Origin of the sequence: Moraxella bovis (assembly GCF_025985205.1) — a bacterium.
In the GTDB taxonomy this organism is placed as follows: Bacteria; Pseudomonadota; Gammaproteobacteria; order Pseudomonadales; family Moraxellaceae; genus Moraxella; species Moraxella bovis.
Genome location: NZ_CP087840.1, coordinates 2,463,529 through 2,487,203, shown reverse-complemented (window position 1 = coordinate 2,487,203; position 23,675 = coordinate 2,463,529). Strand labels below are relative to the sequence as shown.

The window sequence follows — 23,675 nt, the reverse complement described above, 5'->3', positions numbered from 1 at the left end:
ATTTTCACCAAATTCATCATTTTATGATAAAATCATTCATTAGATAACCAAACAAATTTAGGTAAACCAATGGCAACAAAAACCGTAAAAGAATTAGCAAAAGATTCTAACATTACCACTGGCGTGCTTTTAAAACAACTAAAAGACGCAGGTCTGCCCACTCGTGGCGAAGATGATTCTGTCTCAACCGATGAGCAGGCGACGTTAGTGGCGTTTTTAAAACAAAGTCATGGTCAAGCCCAAAAAACCCGCATTGGCATGACTCAAAAAACCACCACCACTAAAAAAATCACTACCACCACCGGCAAAGCCCAAAACATCAATGTCGTGCGTGCCAAGAAAAAGCAGTTTGACATCCAAAAACCTGACTTAGCTGCCGAAAAAGCCAAAGCCCAAGCAGAGCGTGAAGCCGAACAAGCCAAAGCCATCGCCGCCCTAGAAGCCAAACAAAACGAAGAGCGTGCCAAACAAGAAGCTGCCATGCGCCAAGAGGCGACATTGGCTGCCATGCGCGCCAACTCGGGCAGTGCAAATGGTGGCGAGAGTAAGCCCAGTGCGTCTGTGGTCGTCAAAAAAGCCAAAAAAGATGAAGCCGATAAAGACGACAGCGTGGTCAGCTCATCTGTGGTCAAAAAAGGCACAGCTGCCAAGAGTGACGTAAAATCTGACAAAAAAGAGACCAAGACAGACAAAGCTAAAAAACAACCTGCCAAACCTGCCAAGAGCGAGACCGAAGAAGAGCGTCAAGCTCGCCTTGCCCGTGAAGCCGAAGAGCAAAAACTGCGTGAGATAGAAGCGGAAAACCGTCGCCGTGCTGCCATTGACGCCCAAACTCGCACTTTGGAGCAGATGAAACAAATGGCAAATCGTTATAGTGAAAAAGACGAGGTGCCAAGTGCGGTCGTGCGTAAAGATGAGCCATTGGCGGCAGGTCTGGTCGGAGCGGCATTAGAAGAGTCTTTTGAAAAAGAGCGTCGTGAGATTAAGCGTGGTACCAGCAGTACATCAAGCCGTGCCAAAGGCGGTAGGAAAAAAGGCAAAGAAGAGCTTGAAATCAGACCTAAGTCACGTGGATTAAAATCATCACAAGCAAGCAAACATAAGTTTGAGATGCCTGTGGAAAAAATCATCCATAATGTTGAAGTGGGTGAAGAGATTGTCGTGTCTGACCTTGCCCAAAAAATGGCGGTCAAAGTGCGTGAAGTCATCAAGTCGCTCATGAAAATGGGCGAGATGGTGCGTGAGGGCGATGTCATCGACCAAACCACCGCCGCCCTTGTCATCGAAGAGTTTGGGCATAACTTCATCGCTGTGTCTAACACCCAACTAGAAGACGACCTACAAGAGGCTGCCACCGAGAAACAAGGCAACGTCCAAACCCGTCCGCCTGTCGTTACCATCATGGGTCACGTTGACCATGGTAAGACATCACTACTGGATAAAATCCGTGAAACCAAAGTGGCAAGCGGTGAAGCTGGCGGTATTACCCAGCACATCGGGGCGTACCATGTTGAGACTGACCGTGGCGTGATTACTTTCCTTGATACCCCTGGTCACGCTGCCTTTACTGCCATGCGTTCACGTGGGGCTCAGGCGACCGACATCGTGGTCATCGTGGTGGCGGCAGATGATGGAGTTATGCCACAGACCGAAGAAGCCATCGACCATGCACGAGCGGCTGGCACACCAATCATCATCGCCATGAACAAGATGGATAAAGACACCACTGACCCAGAGCGTGTGTTAAATGAGCTGTCAGTCAAAGAAATCATCACGGACGCTTGGGGTGGGGATACGTCACTGGTCAAGGTCTCTGCCAAAACAGGCATGGGTATTGATGAACTATTAGAGACCATCAGTATCCAAGCCGAAATCATGGAGCTAACCGCCCCTGTGGATGGTGCTGCCCAAGGCGTGGTCATCGAATCTCGCCTAGATAAGGGGCGTGGTGCGGTGGCAAGCCTACTGGTCAAAAAAGGCACGCTAAAACAAGGCGATCTAGTACTGGCAGGCGAGTTCTATGGCAAAGTGCGTGCCATGACCGATGAGAATGGTGAGCGTATCAAGTCGGCAGGGCCTTCTATTCCCGTGGAGATTTTGGGCTTGCCTGATGCTCCGATGGCAGGTTCTGAGTTCTTGGTGGTCTCTGATGAGAAAAAAGCCCGTGAAGTGGCGGATTTTCGTATCGCTCGTGAGCGTGAACGTTTGCTTGAACGCCAAAACAAAATGCGTCTAGAAAACATGTTTGCCAACATGGGTAGTGAAGCAAAAACCCTAAATCTTATCCTAAAAACAGACGTGCGTGGTTCGCTAGAAGCCCTGCTTAGTGCGTTAGATGAGCTGTCAACCGATGAAGTCAAAGTGCGTGTGATTAGCTCGGGCGTGGGTGCCATCACTGAGTCTGATGTCATCTTGGCGGAGTCTAGTGAGGCGGTTCTGCTGGGCTTTAACGTGCGTGCTGACAATGCCGGCAAGCGTAAAGCAGATGAAGTGGGGCTTGACATTCGTTATTATAGCGTGATTTATGGCTTGATTGACGATGTCAAAGCAGCGATGAGTGGCATGCTTGCCCCTGAGCACCGTGAGAAAATCTTGGGTATTGCCGAGGTGCGTGAAGTGTTCCGTTCTAGCAAGTTCGGGGCGGCGGCAGGCTGTATGGTACAAGAAGGCACGATTTATCGTAACAAGCCCATCCGTGTTCTGCGTGATGATAAAGTCATCTTTACAGGACAGCTCCAATCCTTGCGTCGCTACAAAGACGATGTGAACGAGGTTAAGGCAGGCATGGAGTGTGGTCTGGCGGTCAAAGGCTATGAAGTCGCTGCTGGTGATAAGATTGAAGTCTTTGAGATTCACGAAGTGGCGCGCACCCTGTGATGTCATGACAAAAACCGCTTGCCCTAAGGTGAGCGGTTTTTTGATAATAAGTTGCACAAATAGGAGTATTCATATGACATCATTTGCCTTTTCATCATTAACTCATGAAGACTTGCTGGCATTGAGCTTGACACTTGATGACAGTTGGAGAGCGTGGATAGAGACTAACATTGAACGGGGGTGTAGCCCTGCCAGTATCGCCAAAGTTTTGGCGGACAATAAAAAATTGCCAAGCAAGTATCTGCCTGCCGTGCGTCCAAATATCACCAATGATGATGAGAATTTTGTTGATATTGATGGGCATGTCGTGCAGGTGGTTTGCACTCTAAAATCGCCCCTAGTGGTAGTGTTTGACAACCTGCTTACACAGGCGGAGTGCGATGAGCTGATTGCATTGGCGGATGGCAGGTTGGAGCGTGGTAAGGTTGTTGATGACAAAACGGGTAATTCACGTCTGCACGCTCACCGCAGTAGTGATAACGCCCAGTTCACTTTGGGTGAGTTTGAGGTCATTGACCGCGTGGAGAGACGATTAGCGACCCTGCTAAACTGGCCTGTGGAAAATGGCGAGGGTTTGCAGGTACTGCGTTATCAAAAAGGCGGAGAATACCGCCCACATTTTGATTATTTTGGTGACAGCGTGGGCGGTCGCAAGCATTTGGAAGTAGGCGGACAGCGTGTCGGCACTTGTGTGATGTATCTGTCAGATGTGCAGGCAGGAGGCGGAACATCATTTCCCAGTGTGGGTATGGAAGTCAAGCCCAAAAAGGGTGGTGCGGTGTTCTTTGCTGATGTAGACGAGCAGGGGGATGTAGACAAACTGACCTTGCATTCAGGTGTGCCTGTCATTGCAGGTGTGAAATTTATCGCCACCAAATGGGTGCGTGAACGTCCTTACAGACGTGAGAGTTAATGTTTTGGTTTGATGATAAATACCACAAAATCGCCCACAGTCATGTCGGGCGATTTTTTATGCTTGAATATTTTTCAAAAGCGTTTACTTAAAACATCTTGGTTGGGTCTTGCTCTATGAGTAATTTATCCAGCGGAGTTTCTAGGGCGTCGGCAATCTGCCCCATCAGGTCGATGGATACCGCCCGTCCACCATTTTCAATCTCACAGACATAAGTTTTGCTGATGCCCGCCTGAAATGCCAGCTCTTCTTGGGAGAACTCTTTGATACGCCGAAGTTGTCTCATGTTTTGGGCGAAGATTAGGTGGTATAAATGGGGTGTTTGATTGAATTTTTCCATGGGGTTATTGTAAAGTTATTGACTATCAATCTCAATTAACTAACATTAAATAAAATTCAATAATAGTTTAATTTTTAAAAATTATCTTATAGAATATATTCACTTTGGTTAAATGTTGTTAACAAAAATCAAAGTTTATTTCTGATGTAATCTAGGAGTGTACTGTGAAAAAATCTCATCTATGTCAAGCGATGGCGTTGGTTGCTGTGGTTGGTCTGACCGCTTGTTCATCAAATTCTAGCTATTCGGTTAAAAAACCTACTGCTACGCCAATCACGTCTGGTGCTGTAAACTATGGTTCGGGTGTGGTTCCAAGCTGCCCAGAATGCTAAGCTGTTATCAGAGCAAAATAAAGTCTCCACCGATGCCGATGGCAAGTTGGTATTGGCTGATGCTGACTTTAACGGCTCAAGCCAAGGTCAGAGTGGTTATGATGCAGGCATGAACGCCAATAAAGATGGCAGTCTAGATAACCCTGCGTTGTCGGCAGTCAAGGGGTATGTGGATAACACAACAGGTCAAGCAGTCTATCTAAGAGACCCTGCGGTGGCAGGTTTTAGCTATCAAACCTTTGGGCAGGTGTTTGATGGCAGTAATCAGTCGCAGGGTTATGTCAGTGTGGGTCAAAGCACAAGTTTGGCAGATACCGCCACAGTTAAGGCTACCTATCAAGGCGTAGCGATGGGAACTTATGATAAACGCAGTGAAGTGGTCAGCGACATGAGTGCTGAGTTAAATTGGGGTACTAATGCCAAGACGCTTAGTGTTACCACCACCAACAGTCATATCGCAAATGCCAATAGCTTAAAAGGCTATACAGGCATCAGCAAAGATGCCGTTTTGACTTTACCGAAAACATGACATGGGATAGCACCAAAAAAGCCTTTGCCAGTAGCGATGCTCTGGGTTGTACCTATGGTGCTAATGCTGAAGAGATTGGCGGGACATTCTCAAAAACCATTGATGGTAAAGCCTATGAAGGGGCATTTGGCGGTACTAAGCAATAATTTGGCATTCATAAAAATATAAGTTGCTCATTTGGGTGGCTTATATTTTTTAGGAGAAATAAAAATGAATAAAACGGCATTATCTTTGACGATGGCTGTTGGCATATTGATGAAAAATGCCACCGCTAATGTTTGTCATCAAGGTGATTTGGTCTATTATGGCACCGATGATTTTATTAGTCAGCAAAAACTATTGCAATTAAATAATGCCAATCATGATATTGATGTGGAATATTTGCCCGAAAACCCTATGACTCATGAAGAGACCATTGATTTATATTTACAAACAGGGTCATGGCAGTCTTTGGCTGGTTATTTAGATTGGTATGAAACGCAATTAAATCATGATATTGTTTTATTAAATTTTACTTGGGCAATGGTGCATCGTGCCAATCGTGAAAGCCATCTTGCCATACCATTATACCAAAAGATTTTGCAGGATAATCCTGACTATATATTTGTCAGATATGCTTATGCACAGGCTTTGTTTGAAAACAAAAGACATAAAGAAGCCAAACAGGAATTTGATAAATTGCCTTTATCAAAATTTAGCCCTGACACCCAAAGAAAAATACAAGCCTATCAACAACACATATTAAATGCCCAAAAAATACAAACAGGCATAGAGTTAAATTATGAGAAAAGTGATAACATCAATCAAGTATCTGCCGACCCTGTGGTTATCATTGATGGCAGAGTATTTCAAAAGAATGAAAGCTCTTTACCTAAAAAAGACACAAGCATTCATTATGGCTTATCCTTTGATAAATAAAAGAATATCGATGGTAATCATTATGTCATGACGGATTTGTCATTATCATGTCATCATTATTTAGAATTTGATGAATATAACGAACAGCACATTCAAGCAGGTATAGGCTACGCCCATAAAAACCAAACAACAAATTGGCGAATTAAACCGTTTTATGCTCATCATCGTCTCGATGACAAAAGTTACTATGATGATTACGGAGCTGATTTGGGCATGACATATGACATAAGCCCAAATTGGCAATATTGCATGAATTATTTATTAAAAAATAGGGATTATAAAGATTATGATGGCTTAGATGGTATTCATCATCACAAAAATTTGCTATGATTTATCATAAAAATCGCCATGCCATATTCTTTGGGTTAAATCATCAAATAGAAAATACTGAAAATCATCAATATGATAATCAAAAATTAGGCATGATGGCAGGTATGGAATATCATGTGAATGATAGTATTGGTCTGCAGGCTCGTTATTTAACGAGTAAAAGAGAGTTTGACAATGACCACGAGATCATCTCTATACCGAGAGTTGACAGAGAAAAGACGTACCATGTGTCATTATTTAATCCAAAATGGCAATACAAAGGCATGAGACCTACACTAAATTGGGTCTATAAGGATGTAACGAGTAATATTCCCCAGTTATATCAATATCAAAATCAGAGAGTGTATTTGTCGCTTTATCGTGAATTTTAACCATCCTGATTTATCGGCAACACCACCAAAAAGCGAGTTTTGCCCTGCCATGTATCGGTGCTAATATGTCCGCCATGGGCTTCGGCAATTTGGGCGACCAGCGACAGCCCAAGTCCCGAGCCTTTTTTCTCCTGTTTTAGTCGTACAAAGGGGCTAAATATATCTTCACGCTTATCCACAGGAATGCCAGCTCCTTGGTCGATGATTGCCAGTACGGCATAGTGGCTTTTTTTGCCATCATCTTTGTCTTTGTTGCGAGAGAGTAGTTTAAAGAAGGCGCGGGTGTGCTTTTCTAATGACGTATCTTGGGTGGTTTGCGTTTGCTCTTCACTACTCTCTTCTTTATTGTCTATCTGTTCGGTTTGCTCTGGCAAGTCATCATTGACATTAAGATGACTTGCCAGTTCATCATGGTCACTGCCGTGGGTGGTTGTGATGTCATGAATGGCGAGTATGTTCATGTAGTCATCGCCTTTGCCAAGGTCGATGAGTGCTTTGGGGATGAAGCCTGCTTCTTCCACACTGGGCGAGCCATAGGCATAGACTTCCACAGGGGGTGCGCCATGAATGAGAGCGTTATTGATGAGATTACGCACCAAATGCGTCAGCAGTTTGGGCTGTGCCATCATCGTCACAGGCTCAGCAAAGAGCGTCGCTTCGGTATAGTGTTGGCATTCGCTTTTGATAAGCTCTACCAAATCCACGCTTTCATTGGCTTGCAGAGCATGACCTGCGTCCAGACGACTCACCAAGAGAATGCTCTCAACCAAATCATTAAGCCCTGTTAAGTCACGATTGATGGCATTGGCGCGCTTGTCAAATTTGGCTTTGTCGGCAGGGTCGAGCTTTTGGGTGAGCATGTCCATCATCTCAATCTGCAAGCGAATGCGAGTAATCGGCGTTCTAAACTCATGACTGGCGTGGGCGAGCAGTAGGCTGTTGGCATTGATGAGTCGCTCTATCTTCTCGGCAGATTGGTTAAAGCCATAGGCGAGCATGGCAATCTCATCATTGCCCGTCTGATTGACCCGCACACTAAAATCCCCATCGCCCATTTTTGCCATCTTGCGACTCATCTGGTTGAGTCGCCACGTCATGTTATGGGTAATACCCCACAGCACCGCCGTCATGATAAGAATAAGCAAAAACGTGCCAGTAAAGAAGTTAAACATGCCCAAAAACGGACGTTCCTTGGGTGGTTTTCGGCTCTCATACCACACCGAGTAACCCGAGCTGGTCTTTAAGATGACATGATGTGGCTCTTTGCCTGATAGGGTGGGCAATGTCTCGGCAAGCCATGACGGGGTGGGGGGCAGACGTTCGGGCAGTTCGGTGTCTTCGGTCTGCAAAATAAGCCTGCGATTGGGGTCGTAGAGTCCGATTTTGGCGTTTAGGCTTTCATCAAAAATATCAAAGCTTTTTTTGACCACGGCAAGGATAAAACGGGCTTGCAAGCGGTTATTGTCTTTGCTTAGCTTATCCACTTCGACCAAAAAAGGGTCAATTTGCCCCACGATTTGCCCTGCGATGACCTTGGATTTCATGCTGTCGGAGTTGTTATGGACAAGCTGGGCAAGCAAAATCATGGCAATGGCAAAGGCGATAATCGCCAAAAACACGCTGATAAACAGCCGTGCAAACAGCGAGCGAAAGCCAAAGCTGGGCGGTGGGTTGTTTCTGTGGGGCATGGATAGTAGCAGGTGGATTTAAAATAAAATGGCAGTCTAACAGGGTATTGGTTTGGCTGGTGTATTTGCTAAACCGCTATTAAAAAACAAACATCCAATCCCATAGGAATTGGATGTCTGGTGGTGATTATACTTGGTCGGTGGCGAACTGATAACCCACGCCACGCACGGTAATGATACGTTTGGGCTGACGAGGATTGTCTTCAATCAAGGCTCTAAGGCGTGAGATATGAACGTCAATGGCGCGGTCGATGTTCTCAGAGCTGTCATCGTTTGGCATGGCTTGCCAGAGCTGTTCACGGTTTAGCACTTTGCCGGCATGGGTGGCAAAGTAGTGCAGGAGCTGGAATTGGTGTGTGGTCAGACGGACGATTTTATCATCAATGGTTACTTCATGACTGTCGGGGAATACCGTCAAACGCCCAAAGGTCAGACTGCCTGAATTGGTGTCGGCTTGATTGGGGGTCTCATGACGGCGTAGCACCGCACGGATACGAGCCAGCAGTTCACGGGGTTCAAAGGGTTTGGCGATGTAGTCGTCCGCCCCCATCTCTAAGCCCAGCACACGGTCGGTGGTGTCGCCCTTGGCGGTGAGCATGACGATTGGCACTTTGTTAATCATCACATTCTTGGAGGCTCGCACCTTTTGGCAGACCTGCATGCCGTCCATGTCAGGGAGCATTAGGTCAAGCACGATAAGGTTAATGTCACGCTCTTTGGCTTCTAATAGGTCAAGCCCTTCTTGGGCGGTGGGGGCGTGATGAACTTCATAATAGTTCATGGACAGATAGTCGCTGATAAGCTCTGCCAAATCTGGGTCGTCTTCGATGAGTAGGATTTGCTTGGTCATGGTCATGCCTTATGTCAAATAGTATTTAAATTATCTTTTATAAAAAACCCAAAAATAAGGGCGAAAAAATCATGGCTATATCTTGCCAATATTTATTCACTTTGGCAAGGGGTAAATTGTTATTTAATTAAAATGACGGGGTGTATTTTAGCCGATTTTGCCTACATTTACCCACTCTTTGTAACTATTGTTACAGATGATTGTGAGATTGGGCAGATAATAGTCTATGGGTTATTTTAAACGTACTCGTCCGCCATGAGCTTGTTTGGGCAAATCGGCAAGAACGACCAAACCATCTAAGGCAATGCCTGCGATGAGATATTGGTCGCTTTCGGGTTGGTATTCGATGACGACGATTTTGGATAAAGCCAAGCGTTCATCTTGTCCCACTGTCCATAGCCATGCAGGGCGGGGTGTGGCAGGGCGATAGGGTGGTTTGGTCAGCTCGGACAAATCCATGGGGTTTAGCTCATCATCAAAAATGGCAAAGGCAGGCACAAGTACACCCACATCGATTTGTCCATAATTGACATAACCGCCGACCCGTTCGCCAAGCGTGAGTTGGGCTTTTTTGACTTGTTCGGGCGTAATGGCGACGTGGATTTCCATCATGCCACGCACTTTGGGGTTGGGGGTAATCTCTTGTATCTGACCGCCAAAACTTCGCCCATCTTCGGTGTCAAAGCTCACCCCGTCGCCGATGGCAAGATAATTGGCAAAGTCGGCAGGCAAGGGGCTGATGAACTTAATAAACCGCTCATCGGAGATGACAAGCACAGGCGTGGTCTGGGGGTGGATTTTGTCTTTATCATTGATGAATATCGCATCTACCTTGCCTGTCATTGGACTTTTGACATCAAAGGGGGTTTTGGTGATGATGGGGGCTATTGGCATCTCATCATCGGTGCCATCAGTCTGCTCTTGGGGGCTGATTTTTTTTGTGTTTTTAGATGGGTTTTCGGATTTTTCTAGTGTTTTTGTGGTTTGTTTGTCAGTATCATCGGCAATGGTGTCGTCATCGCTTTTGTTGTCATCTAGGCTGTCATTGGAACTGTTATCGGGATTGTCGGCAAAAGTGACGGTTTCTTGATAAAACTTGCCCACGATGTCGCCCACCTTGACCGTATCGCCTACTTTGACGAGCATGCGGTCAAGTTTGCTATCTTGGGGTAGGGGGATGGTTGTCTGCTTGTGGGGGATGATGACCCCTTCTAGGCGAAAGGCAGGCTGATAACGCTCGGACTTGATTGCCATGACATGAGCGGTGGCAAGGGTGACGTTGTCGCCATTGATGGTGATTTTGGCGTTATCAGCATCGGTGGGCGGACGCACAGCCGTGTTGCCATGCACCAGCCCATCTCGCTCGTGCTTGTCATCAAAGCTCTCCAAATCGGTCAGTTTGGCATCAGGCACAGGCTCGCAGGCACTCATCAACAAGGACAGTGCCACAAGGGCGGACAGAGACCGCCAAGATGACTGGCAGGACAATGAGCAAAAAGGTAAGTTCATGATAACAAGACAATAAAAACAGGTCGCTAAAAATATCTTGCTATCGTATCATATTTTTAGCCCATAAATCCTTTGTTTTATCAAAAAAGAGTGGAAAATTTGCCTTATTTGTGCTAAAAAGTAAAGTAGGTTTTTACTGACTAAAATATTGTCAAAATTTAACCAATTTCTAATTTACAATCCATTTCCAAACAAAAGGATAATCCCGTGAGTGAATTTGCTGGTCTTAAAGTCATGATTATTGACGACTCAAAAACCATCCGTCGTACCGCCGAAGCCCTACTCCAAAAAGAAGGCTGTGAAGTGATTACTGCCGTTGATGGCTTTGATGCTTTATCAAAAATCGTTGAGACTAACCCTGACATCATCTTTGTGGACATTATGATGCCACGTCTTGATGGGTATCAAACCTGCTCAATGATTAAAAATCACCCAGAATACGCCCAAAAACCTGTCATCATGCTATCGTCCAAAGATGGTCTGTTTGACAAAGCTCGTGGACGTATCGTGGGCTCAAACGAGTATTTGACCAAACCATTTAGTAAAGAAGACTTGTTTGCGACCATCAGTCGCTTTCGCTAGTCGGCTCTCTTGACTTCTTGATGATTAGTTAGAAGTTAAATTCATTTAATATAGGAGACAGACATGGCAAAAGTGTTAGTTGTGGATGATTCGCCAACAGAAATGTTGCGATTTCGTGAAATTTTGGTCAAAAATGGCTTTGAGATGTTTGAGGCGGATAATGGCGAAGATGGCTGTGCCAAAGCGATTGAAGTCATGCCCGATGTGGTGCTTATGGACATCGTCATGCCTGAGATGAACGGCTTTCAAGCAACCCGTAAAATCACCCGTGAGCCAAAGACTGCCCACATTCCTGTGGTTATTGTCAGTACCAAAAACCAAGAGACAGACCGTGTGTGGGGTAAGCGTCAAGGGGCAAAAGAATACTTAACTAAGCCCATTAACGAAGAAGAGCTCATCAGAGTCATTCGTTCTGTCATGAGTGTATCTGCGGGGTAAATCATGGCATCTTTTGGTTTTATTGAGCTTTTGCGTCTTGCCGACCTTGCCAAGGCTCGGGCGACAGGGCGACATGACTCGGATTATACACAGTGGATTGGCATTGCCTTTGAAGTGGGCGGGCAAGAATTTGTCGCTCCGATGGGCGAGGTGTCTGAGATTTTGGCGGTGCCTGAACTAACCCCCATTCCCTTGACCAAGCCGTGGCTACTCGGCGTGGCGAACGTACGGGGACGGCTGTTGCCTTTGGCGGATTTGGCAAAATTTTTAAACATTGACAGCCATGAGCGCCTTAAAAACAAAAAGGTGATGGTTGTTGACCAAGACGGCTTTTTTTCGGGTATTTTGGTGGATCAAGTGACAGGCATGGTGCAGTTTTTAGGCAGTGAGTACCAAGATGTACCTTTGCCTGAAGAGTCGCCCTTTGCTCCGTATAACCACGGCAGATTTGTCAAAGATGATAAGGCATGGCATGTGGTTATGCCGTCTTTGCTGTTTCATGATACAGAGTATCTAAATGCAGCGTTAGGCTAATTATGCTGGTGGTGTGTTGTTGATTTTGACAGCCTAAGTGTTTGCTATAAAATCAAAACTTGCCAGCATGCTAAAATTTTTTTGCCAATGACAAATTGTGTCATAAATATTTCTAAAAATATCATTTGTGTTATAGGGTGGTCACGCCCAGTGTGTTTGAGCAAATGTAAAACCAATCAAAAGCATTTCATCAACAAGTGGTGGAATTGATGAGTTGTATCAGTTAAGTAAGAAGCGGGCGATATTGATAAGTGGCTCGGTTTTATAAAGGATAAGCAAAATGAATGATGTGAGCAAAGTCTCAGAACCCCTAGTGGTCGCACCAACGTCAGATTCAGAGAAAAAGTGGTGGATGCTACTCATCATCTCTGGGTTCATTGCCATGTTTAGCTTGGCGTATTTGGGGTATTCACTTCTAAAAGTAACCGATTATCTTGGCGATGTCAATCAGCTGGAAGTCAGTGCGGTAAATATCGTCAAAGATGTCAATGACGCCACGTTTTCTCGTGATTTTGATGTTAGTAAAGCTGCTTATGCCAAGTTACTGACAGACGTGCAGTCCTATGAGTTGGCATTATCACGCCTGCAAAATAACAAAATGGTGGGCGATGCAGAGGCGATCAACGCCATCAGCAGTGATTGGCAGTCTAAAAAAGGCAGTGTCGATTATATCGTCACACATCAAAACGACGTCAACGCTTTGCAAGATTTACAAAATCAGGTTCAAGATGCCGCTCGTCAAATGCAAGAGCAGTATGCGAGTGTTACCGATCAGGCGATAAAAGTAGGGCTGTCATCTGCCACCATCAAAGAAATCCAAGAGCAGATTCTACGCCTTGAACGCATCAGCGAAAAAATGGCGGCATTGACCAGCAGTACAGGCACCAATACCGATGAGTTTAAAGAAGAAGTGTCAAATTTTGCACGCATCTTAAAAAACCAGCAAGCAGTCTATGGGCAAGCCTCCCCATCCTTGCAAGCCATTGATGATACCTATCAGCAGATGGTGAAGCCTGTCATCAGTCAATTGACTGACCTAAGTAACCCCACCATCCAATCTCGTGAATCTGCCCAAGCACTCACTGACCTTGCTACTAAGACCCAAGAGCAACTTTCCAAGATTGACCGTGGCATTATTACCCAAAAAAGCATTCTAATCCCTGCACTTTTGTTGCTACTTAGTGCTCTTGCTTTGGCATTTGCTTTGTATCGTTTGCTAAGACAGCAAAACAGTCAAGAATTACGCATTAGTGAAAAAGAAAACATGCGTCAGCGTCAAGAGATGGAAAAAGAAGCGGCACGAGCCAGACAAATCCAAGAAGAAAACGAACGCTCACAAATGGCGATTTTGCGACTGCTTGATGAATTGGGCGACCTAGCAGAAGGTGACTTGACCGTAAACGCCACCGTATCAGAAGATTTTACGGGGGCGATTGCCGACTCGGTGAACTTCGCCATCGACCAACTGCGTCAGCTGGTACTTGCCATTAACACCACTGCTGACCGAGTTGCCCAGTCATCACAACAAACACAGATGACCGCGGTAGAGCTTGCCGAAGCGTCCGAGCACCAAGCCCAAGAGATTGCAGGCGTGTCTGCCGCGATTAATGAGATGGCGGTGTCGATTGACCAAGTATCTGCCAACGCTTCAGAGTCTGCCTCGGTTGCCCAGCGTTCGGTTGCCATTGCTCAAAACGGTGCGGACGTGGTACAACGCTCTATTGAGGGCATGAACACCATCCGTAATCAGATTCAAGAAACCTCTAAGCGTATTAAGCGTCTGGGTGAATCGTCTCAAGAGATTGGTGATATTGTTGGATTGATTAACGACATTGCCGACCAAACCAATATTCTGGCCTTGAACGCCGCCATTCAGGCATCGATGGCAGGTGAGGCAGGTCGTGGTTTTGCGGTCGTTGCCGACGAGGTACAGCGACTGGCAGAACGTTCGGCTGCGGCGACTCGTCAGATTGAGACACTGGTTAAGACCATTCAGGCGGATACCAATGAAGCGGTATCATCGATGGAGTCTACCACTGCAGAAGTTGTAAAAGGTGCAAAACTTGCCAAAGACGCAGGCGAGGCACTAGACGAGGTGCAAACCGTATCGAACACACTGGCAGATTTAATCCAAAACATCTCAAACGCTGCCCGTCAGCAAGCCACCTCTGCAGGTCATATTTCTAGCACGATGAACATCATTCAAGATATTACCTCGCAAACTTCATCAGGTACGATGGCGACTGCTCGTTCGGTGGGTCGTCTAAACGAGATGGCGGCAGCCTTGCAAGAGTCAGTATCTGGCTTTAAGCTATCCAACGATGATGTTTTTGCTGACAACTGATTGTTAGCATGGGGGCGTGATGAATTTGCCTTTGTGGCAAGCGTACATAGAGCGAATCTGTGGATTTGTGTTGCCGTCGGTGCAACATAATTGGCTCATTTATGCCATCACGACCACCGCCCAAAGTCACAACATGAGCGTACATGAGCTGTATGATGCTTTGCAACATGATATTGTTGTACCATCAGAACCATTGCCAGCCTTGACTCAGTCGCTACTTGATAACTTACTCATTGCGGAGAGTCGTTTTTTTCGCCATGAGCCGTCTTTGACATTCGTCGGAGAGCTGTACAAATCTTACATTACTAAGTGGCATAAGGCAACACCATCGTTTGATGTTCCGTCGATGTTTTCGGTATGGAGTGCAGGATGTTCTACAGGTCAAGAGACGTATTCGTTGGCAATGACACTTGACTTGATATCTCGGCAGTTTGTCAGACCTTTGCCGTTTCAGGTCAATGGCTCGGATTTGTCCGTACGCTCGCTGACGTTGGCAAAAAAAGGCGAGTATACAGGCAGACAAATTAATGAAATCCCTGCCCGTTACCACTCCCAGCTTCATGCCACGCACGATGGGGTGGGCGTTTTTAATCACCAAAAAATATGGCAGGTGGACATAAAAACTCGGCAACACACCCAATTTTTTTGGCATAACCTTTTTGCAAAAAAACCGCTTGGCTTGCCCAAGCAACAGGTGATTATTTGTCAAAATGTGCTGATTTATTTTAGAAAATTTGACCAAAGAGACATTTTGGCATATTTTGTGCAGAATTTAGATATTGGCGGTTGTGTTTTGTTCGCTCCTAATGAAGCCATGTTTTGGCAACACCCTAATATGAGGCGTGTCGATAACGGTCAGATTAACGCTTGGCAAAAAATAAGCCAATGACTGACTTGCACCCATGTCAAATGATGATTTAAAAAAATGGCGCAAGCCAATTAAAGTATTGTTTTAGGATGATAAGATGATTAAGCAGTCCAATGAATTAGTGGCATTAGAATGGCTGATTGACCCGTTAAACCAAGAATTTCAAGCATTGCACGCCCATACAGCCCTGTCAGCATCTGAGATGTTGGCTTATTTTGCTCGCCAATATGGTGTTATTGGCAATGTGCTTGTCATGGCAAATCTGCCTGAGTTTACCAAACTTGCCAAAACCATCGGTGAGACTGCTGAGCATTTTGCAAAAACGGGCAACCCTGCGGTTTTGGCACCAAAAATCATCTACGCCAGCCATCTGTTGCAAAATGAGATAAAACGCTATGCCACCACAGGTTTTTTGCGACGTCCTTTACTAAATTCACGCATTTATTATCTTAATTTGGTGGGGGCTCATGTGGGCGGCAAGATAGACAAACAAAGCATCTTGCAGTCGGTGGTTCATGAACGGTTTAGCGAGCAAATAGACCTAAAAGTGGTTCAGTCAGGCACACTAGATGACAAAAGCTATCAAGAGATTAATCAGGCTTGGCGGGCGTTGGCAGGACAGCTTATCCAAAGTGGGGTCAATGGCGAACAACTAACCAAACTGCGTAATCTTGGCACGCACCTAGCAGGAGCAGCAACGGAGCCTGTGCTACAAAAGCTATGGCTCATCACGGTACTATGGCTTGAAAACACCGCATTAAACACCAAGCCATTGCCATCTTATTATGCTCATATCTTGGGCGAACTTGATCGTGTGATTGCTTTTCAAAAGGCAGGCATTGCCCCAGAGCTTGAAGCAAGCATTTGGCTTGAAAATGTTATTGCTGATATTTATGTAGTACTTGCTAATCTAGACGTGTTAAATGAGCAAGCTCAAAACCTCTTAAAGCATCTCAATGAGATGTTGGCAGACGACCAAGCTTTCTTTCCCCATGTATTGGCGACCGTGGAGGGGCTGGTATTTTCGTTGGCGGACAACAAGATTAAGATGGATGTGCTACACGCCTTGCAAGAGCAGTTGTCAGCACGTGGTTGGTCTTTCTATGCCCGTTATGTGGAGCAAATCATTAGTGATGCAACCACCGCCCAAAGCAGTGATGAGATGTTTGCCCAAATGCAATGGCAACTCAACACTCAGCTCCAAGATTTGTATACTGCCATCGCCAGTACCGCCGAGGTTATCAACACCAAAGGCGGTCGTCATGATGACATTGTTGTCAATGAGCGAGATGTGCTTCGTGAAGTTCGTATCTTAATAGAAGAAGTCAAAGATAAGTTCTCAGATTACCTAAACCATAAACAAGCTGATAAACTGCCATCATCTAAGAATTTTGAGTTACTGGTTAAAAACTTTAATGACCTAGGGTTGTTTGATGTGGCGACAGTGGCAACAAAAATTGCGGGGGTATTTACCCTGCTCCAAGAAAAATCACCAAATCATATCCCATGGCAAATCGCTCATAAGATTGCCGAGTGTTTGTCCTTGTTTGAGATGTTCCGTGATAATTTGGCACAACAAGTATTTGACCATGCTCTACTCACCCGAACAGAAGAATGCACCGATGATGCTCAAAGACTACTGCTTGATGCCAATCTAAGCGAGCCTGAACTGTATGATGTGGAGATGGCACGTCACTCTGCTCATCAGCATGCCACGGTTTATGATGACGCAGGCGAGCATGTCCCCACTTTGCCATCACAAACAAACCTTGACGACGCTCAAGATGGTATCCAAGATGTTTTGGATACAGACACAAATACAGATGTGGATTTGGGATTGGGTATTGATGTCAATCTAGATGTTAATGATGAGCAAGACAGCGAAGCAGAAGATGGGCGAGAACTGGCTCATGATGTCGTCTTTGAAAGTCAGATGGTTGAGCCGTCTGTGCAAAAAAATGCCCAAGATGAAAATCAAACCGAGCAGGTTATTGATAATTTTGAGTTAGATGGTACATTGACCATCGATGAGTTGCCAGCGGATGACATGTCTTTGGATGATGCCAAAGCAGAGAATGATGTTGATGTTATTGACGTTAGCATTGATGGCATGCATGATAAGACTTTGGATGAGATTGGTCTAGACATTCATGATGCTCATAAGACAGCCACCATAACACCTGATGAGAGTATTAATATCAGCCATCAAGTCGCCCAAGACAACCAAATCAGCCAAGATGATTTTGATGATTTGTTTGATGATACGCTTACCTTTGATGATAATTTTGGTGTTGATGACATCAAAACACCCACAAAGAGTGAAACAGTCGACTTTGATGTGGCAGATGATGAGCTGTTTGATGATATTTTTGTTGATGAACCAGTTTTGGCAGTCGGTCAAGTAGGCGACCAAAGCCAAAATCCACGCTTAGATGATGACCCAGTCCAAGATGGGCCACAAATCATCAATCATTTGCCTGATGAAGATATTGAGTTGGATTTATTTGATGACAGTATTGCATTGACCTTGGATGATGAGAAGCTTGACGACGATGAACTTATGGTGGATGAGTTGCCCGACCAAGAGCCTCACACGGCAGAAGATGGTGTGTATGCAACCCAAGAAGATGATGAGATTTTGTTGTCTGATTATGTCAATGAAGGCACGGTGGATAATGTTGTACCAAGTCTTGCAAGTAGTGAGTTATTGACTGATGAGCTACCTGAAAATGGCACCAACGAAGATGAGATAGTTGTCGATGATGTAGATGTTGCTCAAGCCGACAATAGCCAAGATTTGCCAGACCAAGATGTGTTTGATGAAGTCGTCTTTGATGATGAGACGATTGGCGAAGCTGATGTTATTTTTGACGATATAGATGATGCAGACGATACGAATAATATCAATATTGCTGATATTGCTGATGAAAAACTTGCCCAAAAAGAGTCTGATGAGCAAGTGACAGTTCTTGGTGAGACAAAACAAGACGTAGCAGAGGGGCAGGCTGCAGATGGGCTAAGTGAGGTTTATCTTGCTGCCAAGGCAAGCCTAAAAGAAGATGATTTTAGCCATGATGAAGAATTCCGTGAGATTTTCATCGAAGAAGTCGATGAAGTCATGGAAGAGATGCATGCGCACCTACCAAAATGGCAAGCTGACCCCCAAAATCTCAAACCGCTAAAAGAGATTCGCCGTAATTGGCACACCCTAAAAGGCTCAGGGCGTATGGTTGGGGCATTTCAAGTGGGTGAGACTGCTTGGGCAATTGAAAATATGCTTAACCGTGTTCTAGACGAAACGGTCAAAGTCAGCCCTGATGTGGTGGCCATCGTTAGTGAGACTGCCGAAATTATCCCTGTTATGGTGCAGGACTTTGCAAGCAGTCAACCCCCGAGCGTGGACAATGCACTGGTAGTCATGCGTGCCAATAATATCTTGGCGGGCAGACCCATGGATGAAGGCAGACCTGACCTAGCAGGCGAGAGTATAGAAGATGAGGTGCAAGACGAGCCATTAGTAGAGACAGTAGAGACAGACGAGTTGGTCAGTGATGATGTGGCAGATGACAACATCATGATTGGCGAGGATGACGATGAGTCTATTGGTGATGAGTTGGCAAATGCTGATGAAATCGAAAGTGTTTCTGAGGAGATTGTTGATGATACCACCAATGATGAGCAAATCCAAACAGCGGACATGCCTGCGGTACTATTGCCATTTATCGAGACTGCCAAAGCAACCACGCATGAGCCGATGGAGGTCGATGAAGACATTCGCGAGATTTATATCGAAGAGGCAGGCGAGGTCTTAGAGACCATCATTCCGCTTTTTGATAAATACCAAAGCAGTCCTGACAAAGGCACGCTGACCGACATCCGCCGGGGCTTTCACACCCTAAAAGGCTCAGGACGTATGGTTGGGGCGTATGAGCTTGGCGAGCTGGCTTGGTCGATTGAGAACATGCTAAACCGTGTCCTAGATGAGACCGTGCCGATGGATGATGGCATGCAGGCACTCATCGGTGACGTGTTGGGCGAGTTTGGTGCGTTGGTGTCCATCTTTGAATCCAAATCTGACGATTACCCTGCCAAGATAAAACTGTGGGAGGCAGTCGCTCACGCTTATAGCAAAGGGCATGGCAAGGAGTTTGACTATCGCACATTGGATGCAGCTGATGGGTTGGACAAAAACACCGATATACAAAATGCCAGTACAGAAGACGGTGATGACATTGACAGTGTTGCCGATAATGGCGCTTTGCAGTCATTAGATGATGGAGTATTGGTGCCTGAGCCTGTTTTGGTGGAATCATCAGTAGAAGGTGAGTCAAATCAAGACGTCATCAATGACAAAAACACCAAACAAACAGACCGCACCCAAGATGATGAGACTGACAAGAAGACCAAGCCCACTCACGAAGCACTTAGTTTGGTGGAGCAGGCAGGTCAGATCATGTCTAACACCACGCCAAGCAGTCCTGTAGATGATGAAGAGGACATGCTGTGCCAAATCTTTATCGAAGAAGCCAGACAATTATTGGCGGAGGTGACAATATTTTTAAATGCACATGAAGCAGATACTCAGACACCCGTGGACAATAACGTGGTGCGTGCATTTCACACCTTGCGTGGAGCATCAGGCTTGGCACCACTGGTGGCAGTGGGTGAGGTGGGTGCTATTATTGAGCGTGGTTTGCAAAGTTTGCAACATCATGATGCACCGATGGGTGATAAGCACAAACAAGCACTCAAAAATGCAGTGGCATTTATTGATGGCTATCTTGATGCCTACAACCAAACCGATGGCGGTCTCATCACCGACCAAGAGTTGGGGGAATTGGCTGAGGATAAGCAAGAAATTGAAGAGTTGATGCTTGATGAGACTAATGTTTATCATGTAGAGAGTCTGATTGATGGGATTGATGAGCTGCTTGATGCTGAGCTTGAATTGGAGGGCATGAGTGCCAAAGAACAAAATGTAATTTGTGATTATGCCAAAACACAGCTTGCTCAGATTGACATGCTTTTAGCACGTACGCAAGATTTGCCAAAATTTCAAAGCCTGCTTGCGTCCTTAAAGCCTGCCTATGAACTGATGGCAGAGCATGCCGAACAAGTCAAAGATGACAGTTTTATTGATGCCTTGCTTGCGGTTCATCATGAGCTCATTGGGCTCTTTGACGCCATGGCAGGTAGCATGGCGTTAACGGTCGATAAATCAATTCTAAATAACCTAAGTACCATCACGTTAGAGCGAGAGAATTATTATCAAGAGCTTGGCAATACTCTAAAAGAGCAGTCTAAGATTAAAGAGGATGCCGATTCATCTAAGGCATCAATTGATGAGGGGGCATCACAGTCTGATTCTCAAGCACCTATTCGTTTAGAGATGATTGCCACAGATGATGAGCTGTTGGAAATCTTTTTAGATGAAGCGTTGGAGCTTGATGCTGAGGTAACTGAAGTTTTCGGTCAATGGCGAAATGATAAGGAAAATCTTGACCATCTAAAAACCCTGCAAAGACATTTGCACACCATAAAGGGTGGAGCGAGACTGGCAGGTATTAGCAGTATTGGTGATCTAACTCACGAAGCAGAGAGTGTATACGAACGCTTTACCAATAAACAAATGACCGTTACCGACCCGTGGGTTCGCACCATGCAACGTGTGCAGGATGTATTATCCTTGCAGCTAGATGCGGTTAAAAATACCAAGCAGTCTTTCTTTGCAGATAACACCATTGCTGATTTACAGGCTTATTTATCCGCAGGAGAAGTGCCAGAAGGGGCTGTGATTGCCATTCCTGTGCTTGATGCCAAAAAAGAAGAGAGTACATCTGCCCAACCTGCCACACCTGAGCTTGATGAAGAAGCCAGATACCAAAGTTTTATTAAAGACTCTTGGCAGGGCAACTTGCCTGACAAAGACATCTTGGGTGTATTCTTAGAAGAAGCTAAAGAGCTTGCTGAGAGCAGTAGTGAGAACTTTGCGGCGTTTCGTAATAACACATCGGACGTGGCAAGTTTGCAAGCATTGCAACGTAAGCTACACACCATCAAAGGTGGAGCAAGAATGGTCTCTGCCAATGGCGTGGCTGACCTCGCTCACGAGATGGAAACGGTCTATGAGGGCTTGGGTAACCGCCGTCTGCCTGCAACACGTATGGTGGCAAATCTACTCTTTGCCTGTCATGATTGGATTACATCAGCAGTTGGGCTGCTAGAACATAACTACAACCCACCTCGCCCTACGCCGTTAGTAGATGCTTTGCACCGTTTCATCAAAAACCCCGATGACCTAAACGAAGTGCCTGTGGTGTCGCTTGAGAATGAAATTGATTTCATCAATGAATATCAAGCCTTCTTGGCAGAATCAAAAAATACCCGTGATATCAGCCGCATGCCACCCATGAAAGGTATGTTTGGAGAAAGTGTGGACAGTAGCAGTAACAATGAGATGATTCGTATCTCAGCCCCACTGCTTGAACGCATGATTAACTTGTCAGGCGAGGCGGCGATTAACCGTGCTCGTATTGACATGAACCTTGCTAGTATCACAGGCAGTATCGAGGAGATGGGGGTTACGGTTCAGCGTCTGTTTGACCAGCTACGTCGCATGGATATTGAACTAGAAGAGCAGATTCTGGCACAGATTGATGATGGTACGTTTGATGAAGATTTTGACCCCTTGGAGATGGACCAGTATTCGTCACTTAACCAGTTGTCCAAATCACTCTCGGAGTCAGCATCAGACTTGCTAGACATTAAAGCGACCATGCTAGACAAAACCCGTGATGGTGAAAACTTGTTGTTACAATTATCACGTACCCAAGCAGACTTGCAGGACAGTCTGATGAATTCACGGATGGTGCCATTTTCACGACTGACCCCACGCCTCCAACGCATTGTGCGTCAAACCGCAAGCGAGCTTGGCAAGAACGTAGAGCTGACGGTGATTAATGCTGATGATGAGATGGATAGAAGTATTCTTGACCGCATTACATCACCGCTAGAACACATGCTTCGTAATGCTGTTGACCATGGTGTTGAGATGCCTGCTAAGCGTAGTGAGCTTGGCAAACCATTAACAGGTCATATCACGTTAGAGGTGCTACGTGAAGGGGGTGAGATGGTTATCTTGCTATCTGATGATGGGGCAGGCGTGAATGTAGATGCGGTACGTAATAAGGCCATCAGTCAAGGATTGATTCACCCCGACGAACAGCTTGCTGATAACGACATCATGCAGTATATCTTTAATGCAGGTCTGTCCACCACAAACAAAGTAACCCAAATCTCAGGTCGTGGCGTGGGTATGGATGTGGTGCGTACAGAGATTCGTCAATTGGGTGGTTCGGTATCAGTGGAGTCGGAGTTTGGTAGGGGCTCTCGTTTTATCATCCGTGTGCCATTGACTGTATCTGTGTCAGATGCACTCATCGTGCGTGTGGCTGACCGCCAATACGCCATCCCGCTGGTGCAGATTGAGCGTGTGGTGCAGATGAATGCCACAGAACTATTAACCTATCATCAATCGGGCAATAACACCATCAAGATTGATAACAAAAACTATCGTTTGCGTTATCTTAATGAAATCTTAACAGGCAATTATTTTAATGAGATTGTCTCAGGTACGACCCTGCCTGTAATTATCATCAAAACTCAGACAGGGCAAGCCCTTGCTTTGCAGGTAGATGAGATTGTGGGTTCTCGTATTGAGATTGTGGTCAAGCCATTAGGTCGTCAGCTTTCTAACCTATCGGGAATCTCGGCAGCAACCATCATGGGTGATGGCTCGGTCATGCTCATCCTTGATCTGTTGGCACTCATGCGTACCGCTCAGGCGAAACGAGAAAACAAAGAGGTGGAACCTGTCGTCAGCCGTCGTCACCTCATCATGGTGGTAGACGATTCTGTGACGGTACGCAAGGTCACATCTCGTTTCTTAGAACGTCAAGGTTTTGAGGTTATCGTTGCCAAAGATGGTGTTGATGCCATTGAGATTTTACAAGACAATATGCCCGATTTGATGCTACTTGACATTGAGATGCCACGCATGGATGGTTTTGAGGTCGCAACTCAGGTGCGTCACAGTCCCCGTTTGAGTCATTTGCCAATCATCATGATTACATCACGAACGGGCGAAAAGCATCGAGACCGTGCCTTCGAGATTGGTGTTAATGACTACATGGGTAAGCCGTTCCAAGAAGTGGAGCTTTTGGAACGTATTGGCAAACTGCTAAACATTTAGC

Annotated in this window: 18 protein-coding genes and 1 pseudogene; 15 read left to right on the top strand and 4 right to left on the bottom strand. The window is 45.7% G+C overall.

Annotated elements, in window-relative coordinates; translation table 11 throughout:
* Window positions 1-69 precede the first annotated feature (69 nt).
* Together infB and LP107_RS12625 are read left to right on the top strand one after the other, a co-directional pair.
* Window positions 70-2,877, top strand: a complete 2,808-nt coding sequence (gene infB, locus LP107_RS12630) for a translation initiation factor IF-2 (RefSeq protein ID WP_078275287.1) — start codon at window positions 70-72, stop codon at window positions 2,875-2,877.
* Window positions 2,878-2,950: 73 nt separating this feature from the next.
* Window positions 2,951-3,790, top strand: a complete 840-nt coding sequence (locus LP107_RS12625; protein ID WP_158079716.1) for a 2OG-Fe(II) oxygenase — start codon at window positions 2,951-2,953, stop codon at window positions 3,788-3,790.
* A gap of 88 nt (window positions 3,791-3,878) precedes the next feature.
* Here LP107_RS12625 and LP107_RS12620 read toward each other — a convergent pair whose 3' ends face one another.
* On the bottom strand, window positions 3,879-4,130 hold the full coding sequence (locus LP107_RS12620; protein WP_078275285.1) for a helix-turn-helix domain-containing protein: 252 nt from the start codon (window positions 4,128-4,130) through the stop codon (window positions 3,879-3,881).
* A gap of 164 nt (window positions 4,131-4,294) precedes the next feature.
* Here LP107_RS12620 and LP107_RS12615 point away from each other — a divergent pair, with 164 nt between their 5' ends.
* The 6 genes from LP107_RS12615 (at window position 4,295) to LP107_RS12590 (ending at window position 6,610) form a co-directional block, all read left to right on the top strand.
* Window positions 4,295-4,462: a hypothetical protein gene (locus LP107_RS12615; protein WP_158079715.1), complete on the top strand. Its 168-nt coding sequence runs from the start codon at window positions 4,295-4,297 to the stop codon at window positions 4,460-4,462.
* Window positions 4,425-4,991, top strand: a complete 567-nt coding sequence (locus LP107_RS12610) for a hypothetical protein (protein WP_078275284.1) — start codon at window positions 4,425-4,427, stop codon at window positions 4,989-4,991. The genes LP107_RS12615 and LP107_RS12610 overlap by 38 nt, the downstream gene beginning before the upstream one ends.
* On the top strand, window positions 4,988-5,137 hold the full coding sequence (locus LP107_RS12605; protein WP_158079714.1) for a hypothetical protein: 150 nt from the start codon (window positions 4,988-4,990) through the stop codon (window positions 5,135-5,137). Before LP107_RS12610 ends, LP107_RS12605 begins: the two co-directional genes overlap by 4 nt.
* Window positions 5,138-5,201: 64 nt before the next feature.
* Window positions 5,202-5,909 (top strand): tetratricopeptide repeat protein, encoded by a 708-nt coding sequence (locus LP107_RS12600; protein WP_078275283.1) that lies wholly within the window; start codon window positions 5,202-5,204, stop codon window positions 5,907-5,909.
* A gap of 6 nt (window positions 5,910-5,915) precedes the next feature.
* Window positions 5,916-6,239, top strand: a complete 324-nt coding sequence (locus LP107_RS12595) for a surface lipoprotein assembly modifier (RefSeq protein WP_264676321.1) — start codon at window positions 5,916-5,918, stop codon at window positions 6,237-6,239.
* A complete protein-coding gene (locus tag LP107_RS12590) occupies window positions 6,236-6,610 on the top strand; it encodes a surface lipoprotein assembly modifier (RefSeq protein WP_112742695.1) in 375 nt (124 codons plus the stop codon). Before LP107_RS12595 ends, LP107_RS12590 begins: the two co-directional genes overlap by 4 nt.
* Here the strand turns inward: LP107_RS12590 and LP107_RS12585 are convergent.
* The 3 genes from LP107_RS12585 to LP107_RS12575 all read right to left on the bottom strand — a co-directional run bounded on the left by LP107_RS12585 (window position 6,607) and on the right by LP107_RS12575 (window position 10,657).
* Window positions 6,607-8,298 carry a HAMP domain-containing sensor histidine kinase gene (locus tag LP107_RS12585; protein WP_078274809.1) on the bottom strand — a complete coding sequence of 564 codons (1,692 nt, stop codon included), beginning with the start codon at window positions 8,296-8,298 and terminating at the stop codon, window positions 6,607-6,609. The two genes, LP107_RS12590 and LP107_RS12585, sit on opposite strands and share 4 nt — an antisense overlap.
* A gap of 127 nt (window positions 8,299-8,425) precedes the next feature.
* On the bottom strand, window positions 8,426-9,148 hold the full coding sequence (locus LP107_RS12580) for a response regulator transcription factor (protein WP_029103939.1): 723 nt from the start codon (window positions 9,146-9,148) through the stop codon (window positions 8,426-8,428).
* 231 nt (window positions 9,149-9,379) lie between these two features.
* Window positions 9,380-10,657: an efflux RND transporter periplasmic adaptor subunit gene (locus LP107_RS12575; protein ID WP_162860448.1), complete on the bottom strand. Its 1,278-nt coding sequence runs from the start codon at window positions 10,655-10,657 to the stop codon at window positions 9,380-9,382.
* 234 nt (window positions 10,658-10,891) lie between these two features.
* Between LP107_RS12575 and LP107_RS12570 the strand changes: the two genes are divergently transcribed.
* From LP107_RS12570 to LP107_RS14520, 7 genes and pseudogenes are all read left to right on the top strand, one after another.
* Window positions 10,892-11,239, top strand: coding sequence for a response regulator (locus LP107_RS12570; protein ID WP_036388546.1), 348 nt, complete (start codon window positions 10,892-10,894; stop codon window positions 11,237-11,239).
* A gap of 63 nt (window positions 11,240-11,302) precedes the next feature.
* A complete protein-coding gene (locus tag LP107_RS12565; protein WP_078274806.1) occupies window positions 11,303-11,677 on the top strand; it encodes a response regulator in 375 nt (124 codons plus the stop codon).
* Between the two features lie 3 nt (window positions 11,678-11,680).
* Window positions 11,681-12,211 carry a chemotaxis protein CheW gene (locus LP107_RS12560; protein WP_112742693.1) on the top strand — a complete coding sequence of 177 codons (531 nt, stop codon included), beginning with the start codon at window positions 11,681-11,683 and terminating at the stop codon, window positions 12,209-12,211.
* 280 nt (window positions 12,212-12,491) lie between these two features.
* Complete coding sequence (locus LP107_RS12555; protein ID WP_228157718.1) at window positions 12,492-14,555, top strand: methyl-accepting chemotaxis protein; 2,064 nt, start codon at window positions 12,492-12,494, stop codon at window positions 14,553-14,555.
* Between the two features lie 19 nt (window positions 14,556-14,574).
* Entirely contained in the window at window positions 14,575-15,444 is an 870-nt protein-coding gene (locus LP107_RS12550) for a CheR family methyltransferase (protein WP_078274804.1), read from the top strand.
* Window positions 15,445-15,520: 76 nt separating this feature from the next.
* Window positions 15,521-19,399, top strand: a pseudogene (locus LP107_RS14525) (Hpt domain-containing protein); the annotation flags it as partial.
* The gene (locus tag LP107_RS14520) at window positions 19,385-23,674 is read left to right on the top strand and encodes an Hpt domain-containing protein (protein ID WP_410173942.1); all 4,290 of its coding nucleotides are present in this window, start codon (window positions 19,385-19,387) and stop codon (window positions 23,672-23,674) included. The pseudogene LP107_RS14525 and the gene LP107_RS14520, both read left to right, overlap by 15 nt.
* The last annotated feature ends 1 nt before the right edge of the window (window position 23,675 follow it).

Coding starts and splice junctions, on each gene's coding strand:
- infB (WP_078275287.1), top strand. CDS start 70: ATGGCAACAAAAACCGTAAAAGAATTAGCAAAAGATTCTAACATTACC.
- LP107_RS12625 (WP_158079716.1), top strand. CDS start 2,951: ATGACATCATTTGCCTTTTCATCATTAACTCATGAAGACTTGCTGGCA.
- LP107_RS12620 (WP_078275285.1), bottom strand. CDS start 4,130: ATGGAAAAATTCAATCAAACACCCCATTTATACCACCTAATCTTCGCC.
- LP107_RS12610 (WP_078275284.1), top strand. CDS start 4,425: ATGGTTCGGGTGTGGTTCCAAGCTGCCCAGAATGCTAAGCTGTTATCA.
- LP107_RS12605 (WP_158079714.1), top strand. CDS start 4,988: ATGACATGGGATAGCACCAAAAAAGCCTTTGCCAGTAGCGATGCTCTG.
- LP107_RS12600 (WP_078275283.1), top strand. CDS start 5,202: ATGAATAAAACGGCATTATCTTTGACGATGGCTGTTGGCATATTGATG.
- LP107_RS12590 (WP_112742695.1), top strand. CDS start 6,236: ATGATTTATCATAAAAATCGCCATGCCATATTCTTTGGGTTAAATCAT.
- LP107_RS12585 (WP_078274809.1), bottom strand. CDS start 8,298: ATGCCCCACAGAAACAACCCACCGCCCAGCTTTGGCTTTCGCTCGCTG.
- LP107_RS12580 (WP_029103939.1), bottom strand. CDS start 9,148: ATGACCAAGCAAATCCTACTCATCGAAGACGACCCAGATTTGGCAGAG.
- LP107_RS12575 (WP_162860448.1), bottom strand. CDS start 10,657: ATGAACTTACCTTTTTGCTCATTGTCCTGCCAGTCATCTTGGCGGTCT.
- LP107_RS12570 (WP_036388546.1), top strand. CDS start 10,892: ATGATTATTGACGACTCAAAAACCATCCGTCGTACCGCCGAAGCCCTA.
- LP107_RS12565 (WP_078274806.1), top strand. CDS start 11,303: ATGGCAAAAGTGTTAGTTGTGGATGATTCGCCAACAGAAATGTTGCGA.
- LP107_RS12560 (WP_112742693.1), top strand. CDS start 11,681: ATGGCATCTTTTGGTTTTATTGAGCTTTTGCGTCTTGCCGACCTTGCC.
- LP107_RS12555 (WP_228157718.1), top strand. CDS start 12,492: ATGAATGATGTGAGCAAAGTCTCAGAACCCCTAGTGGTCGCACCAACG.
- LP107_RS12550 (WP_078274804.1), top strand. CDS start 14,575: ATGAATTTGCCTTTGTGGCAAGCGTACATAGAGCGAATCTGTGGATTT.
- LP107_RS14520 (WP_410173942.1), top strand. CDS start 19,385: ATGCTAAACCGTGTCCTAGATGAGACCGTGCCGATGGATGATGGCATG.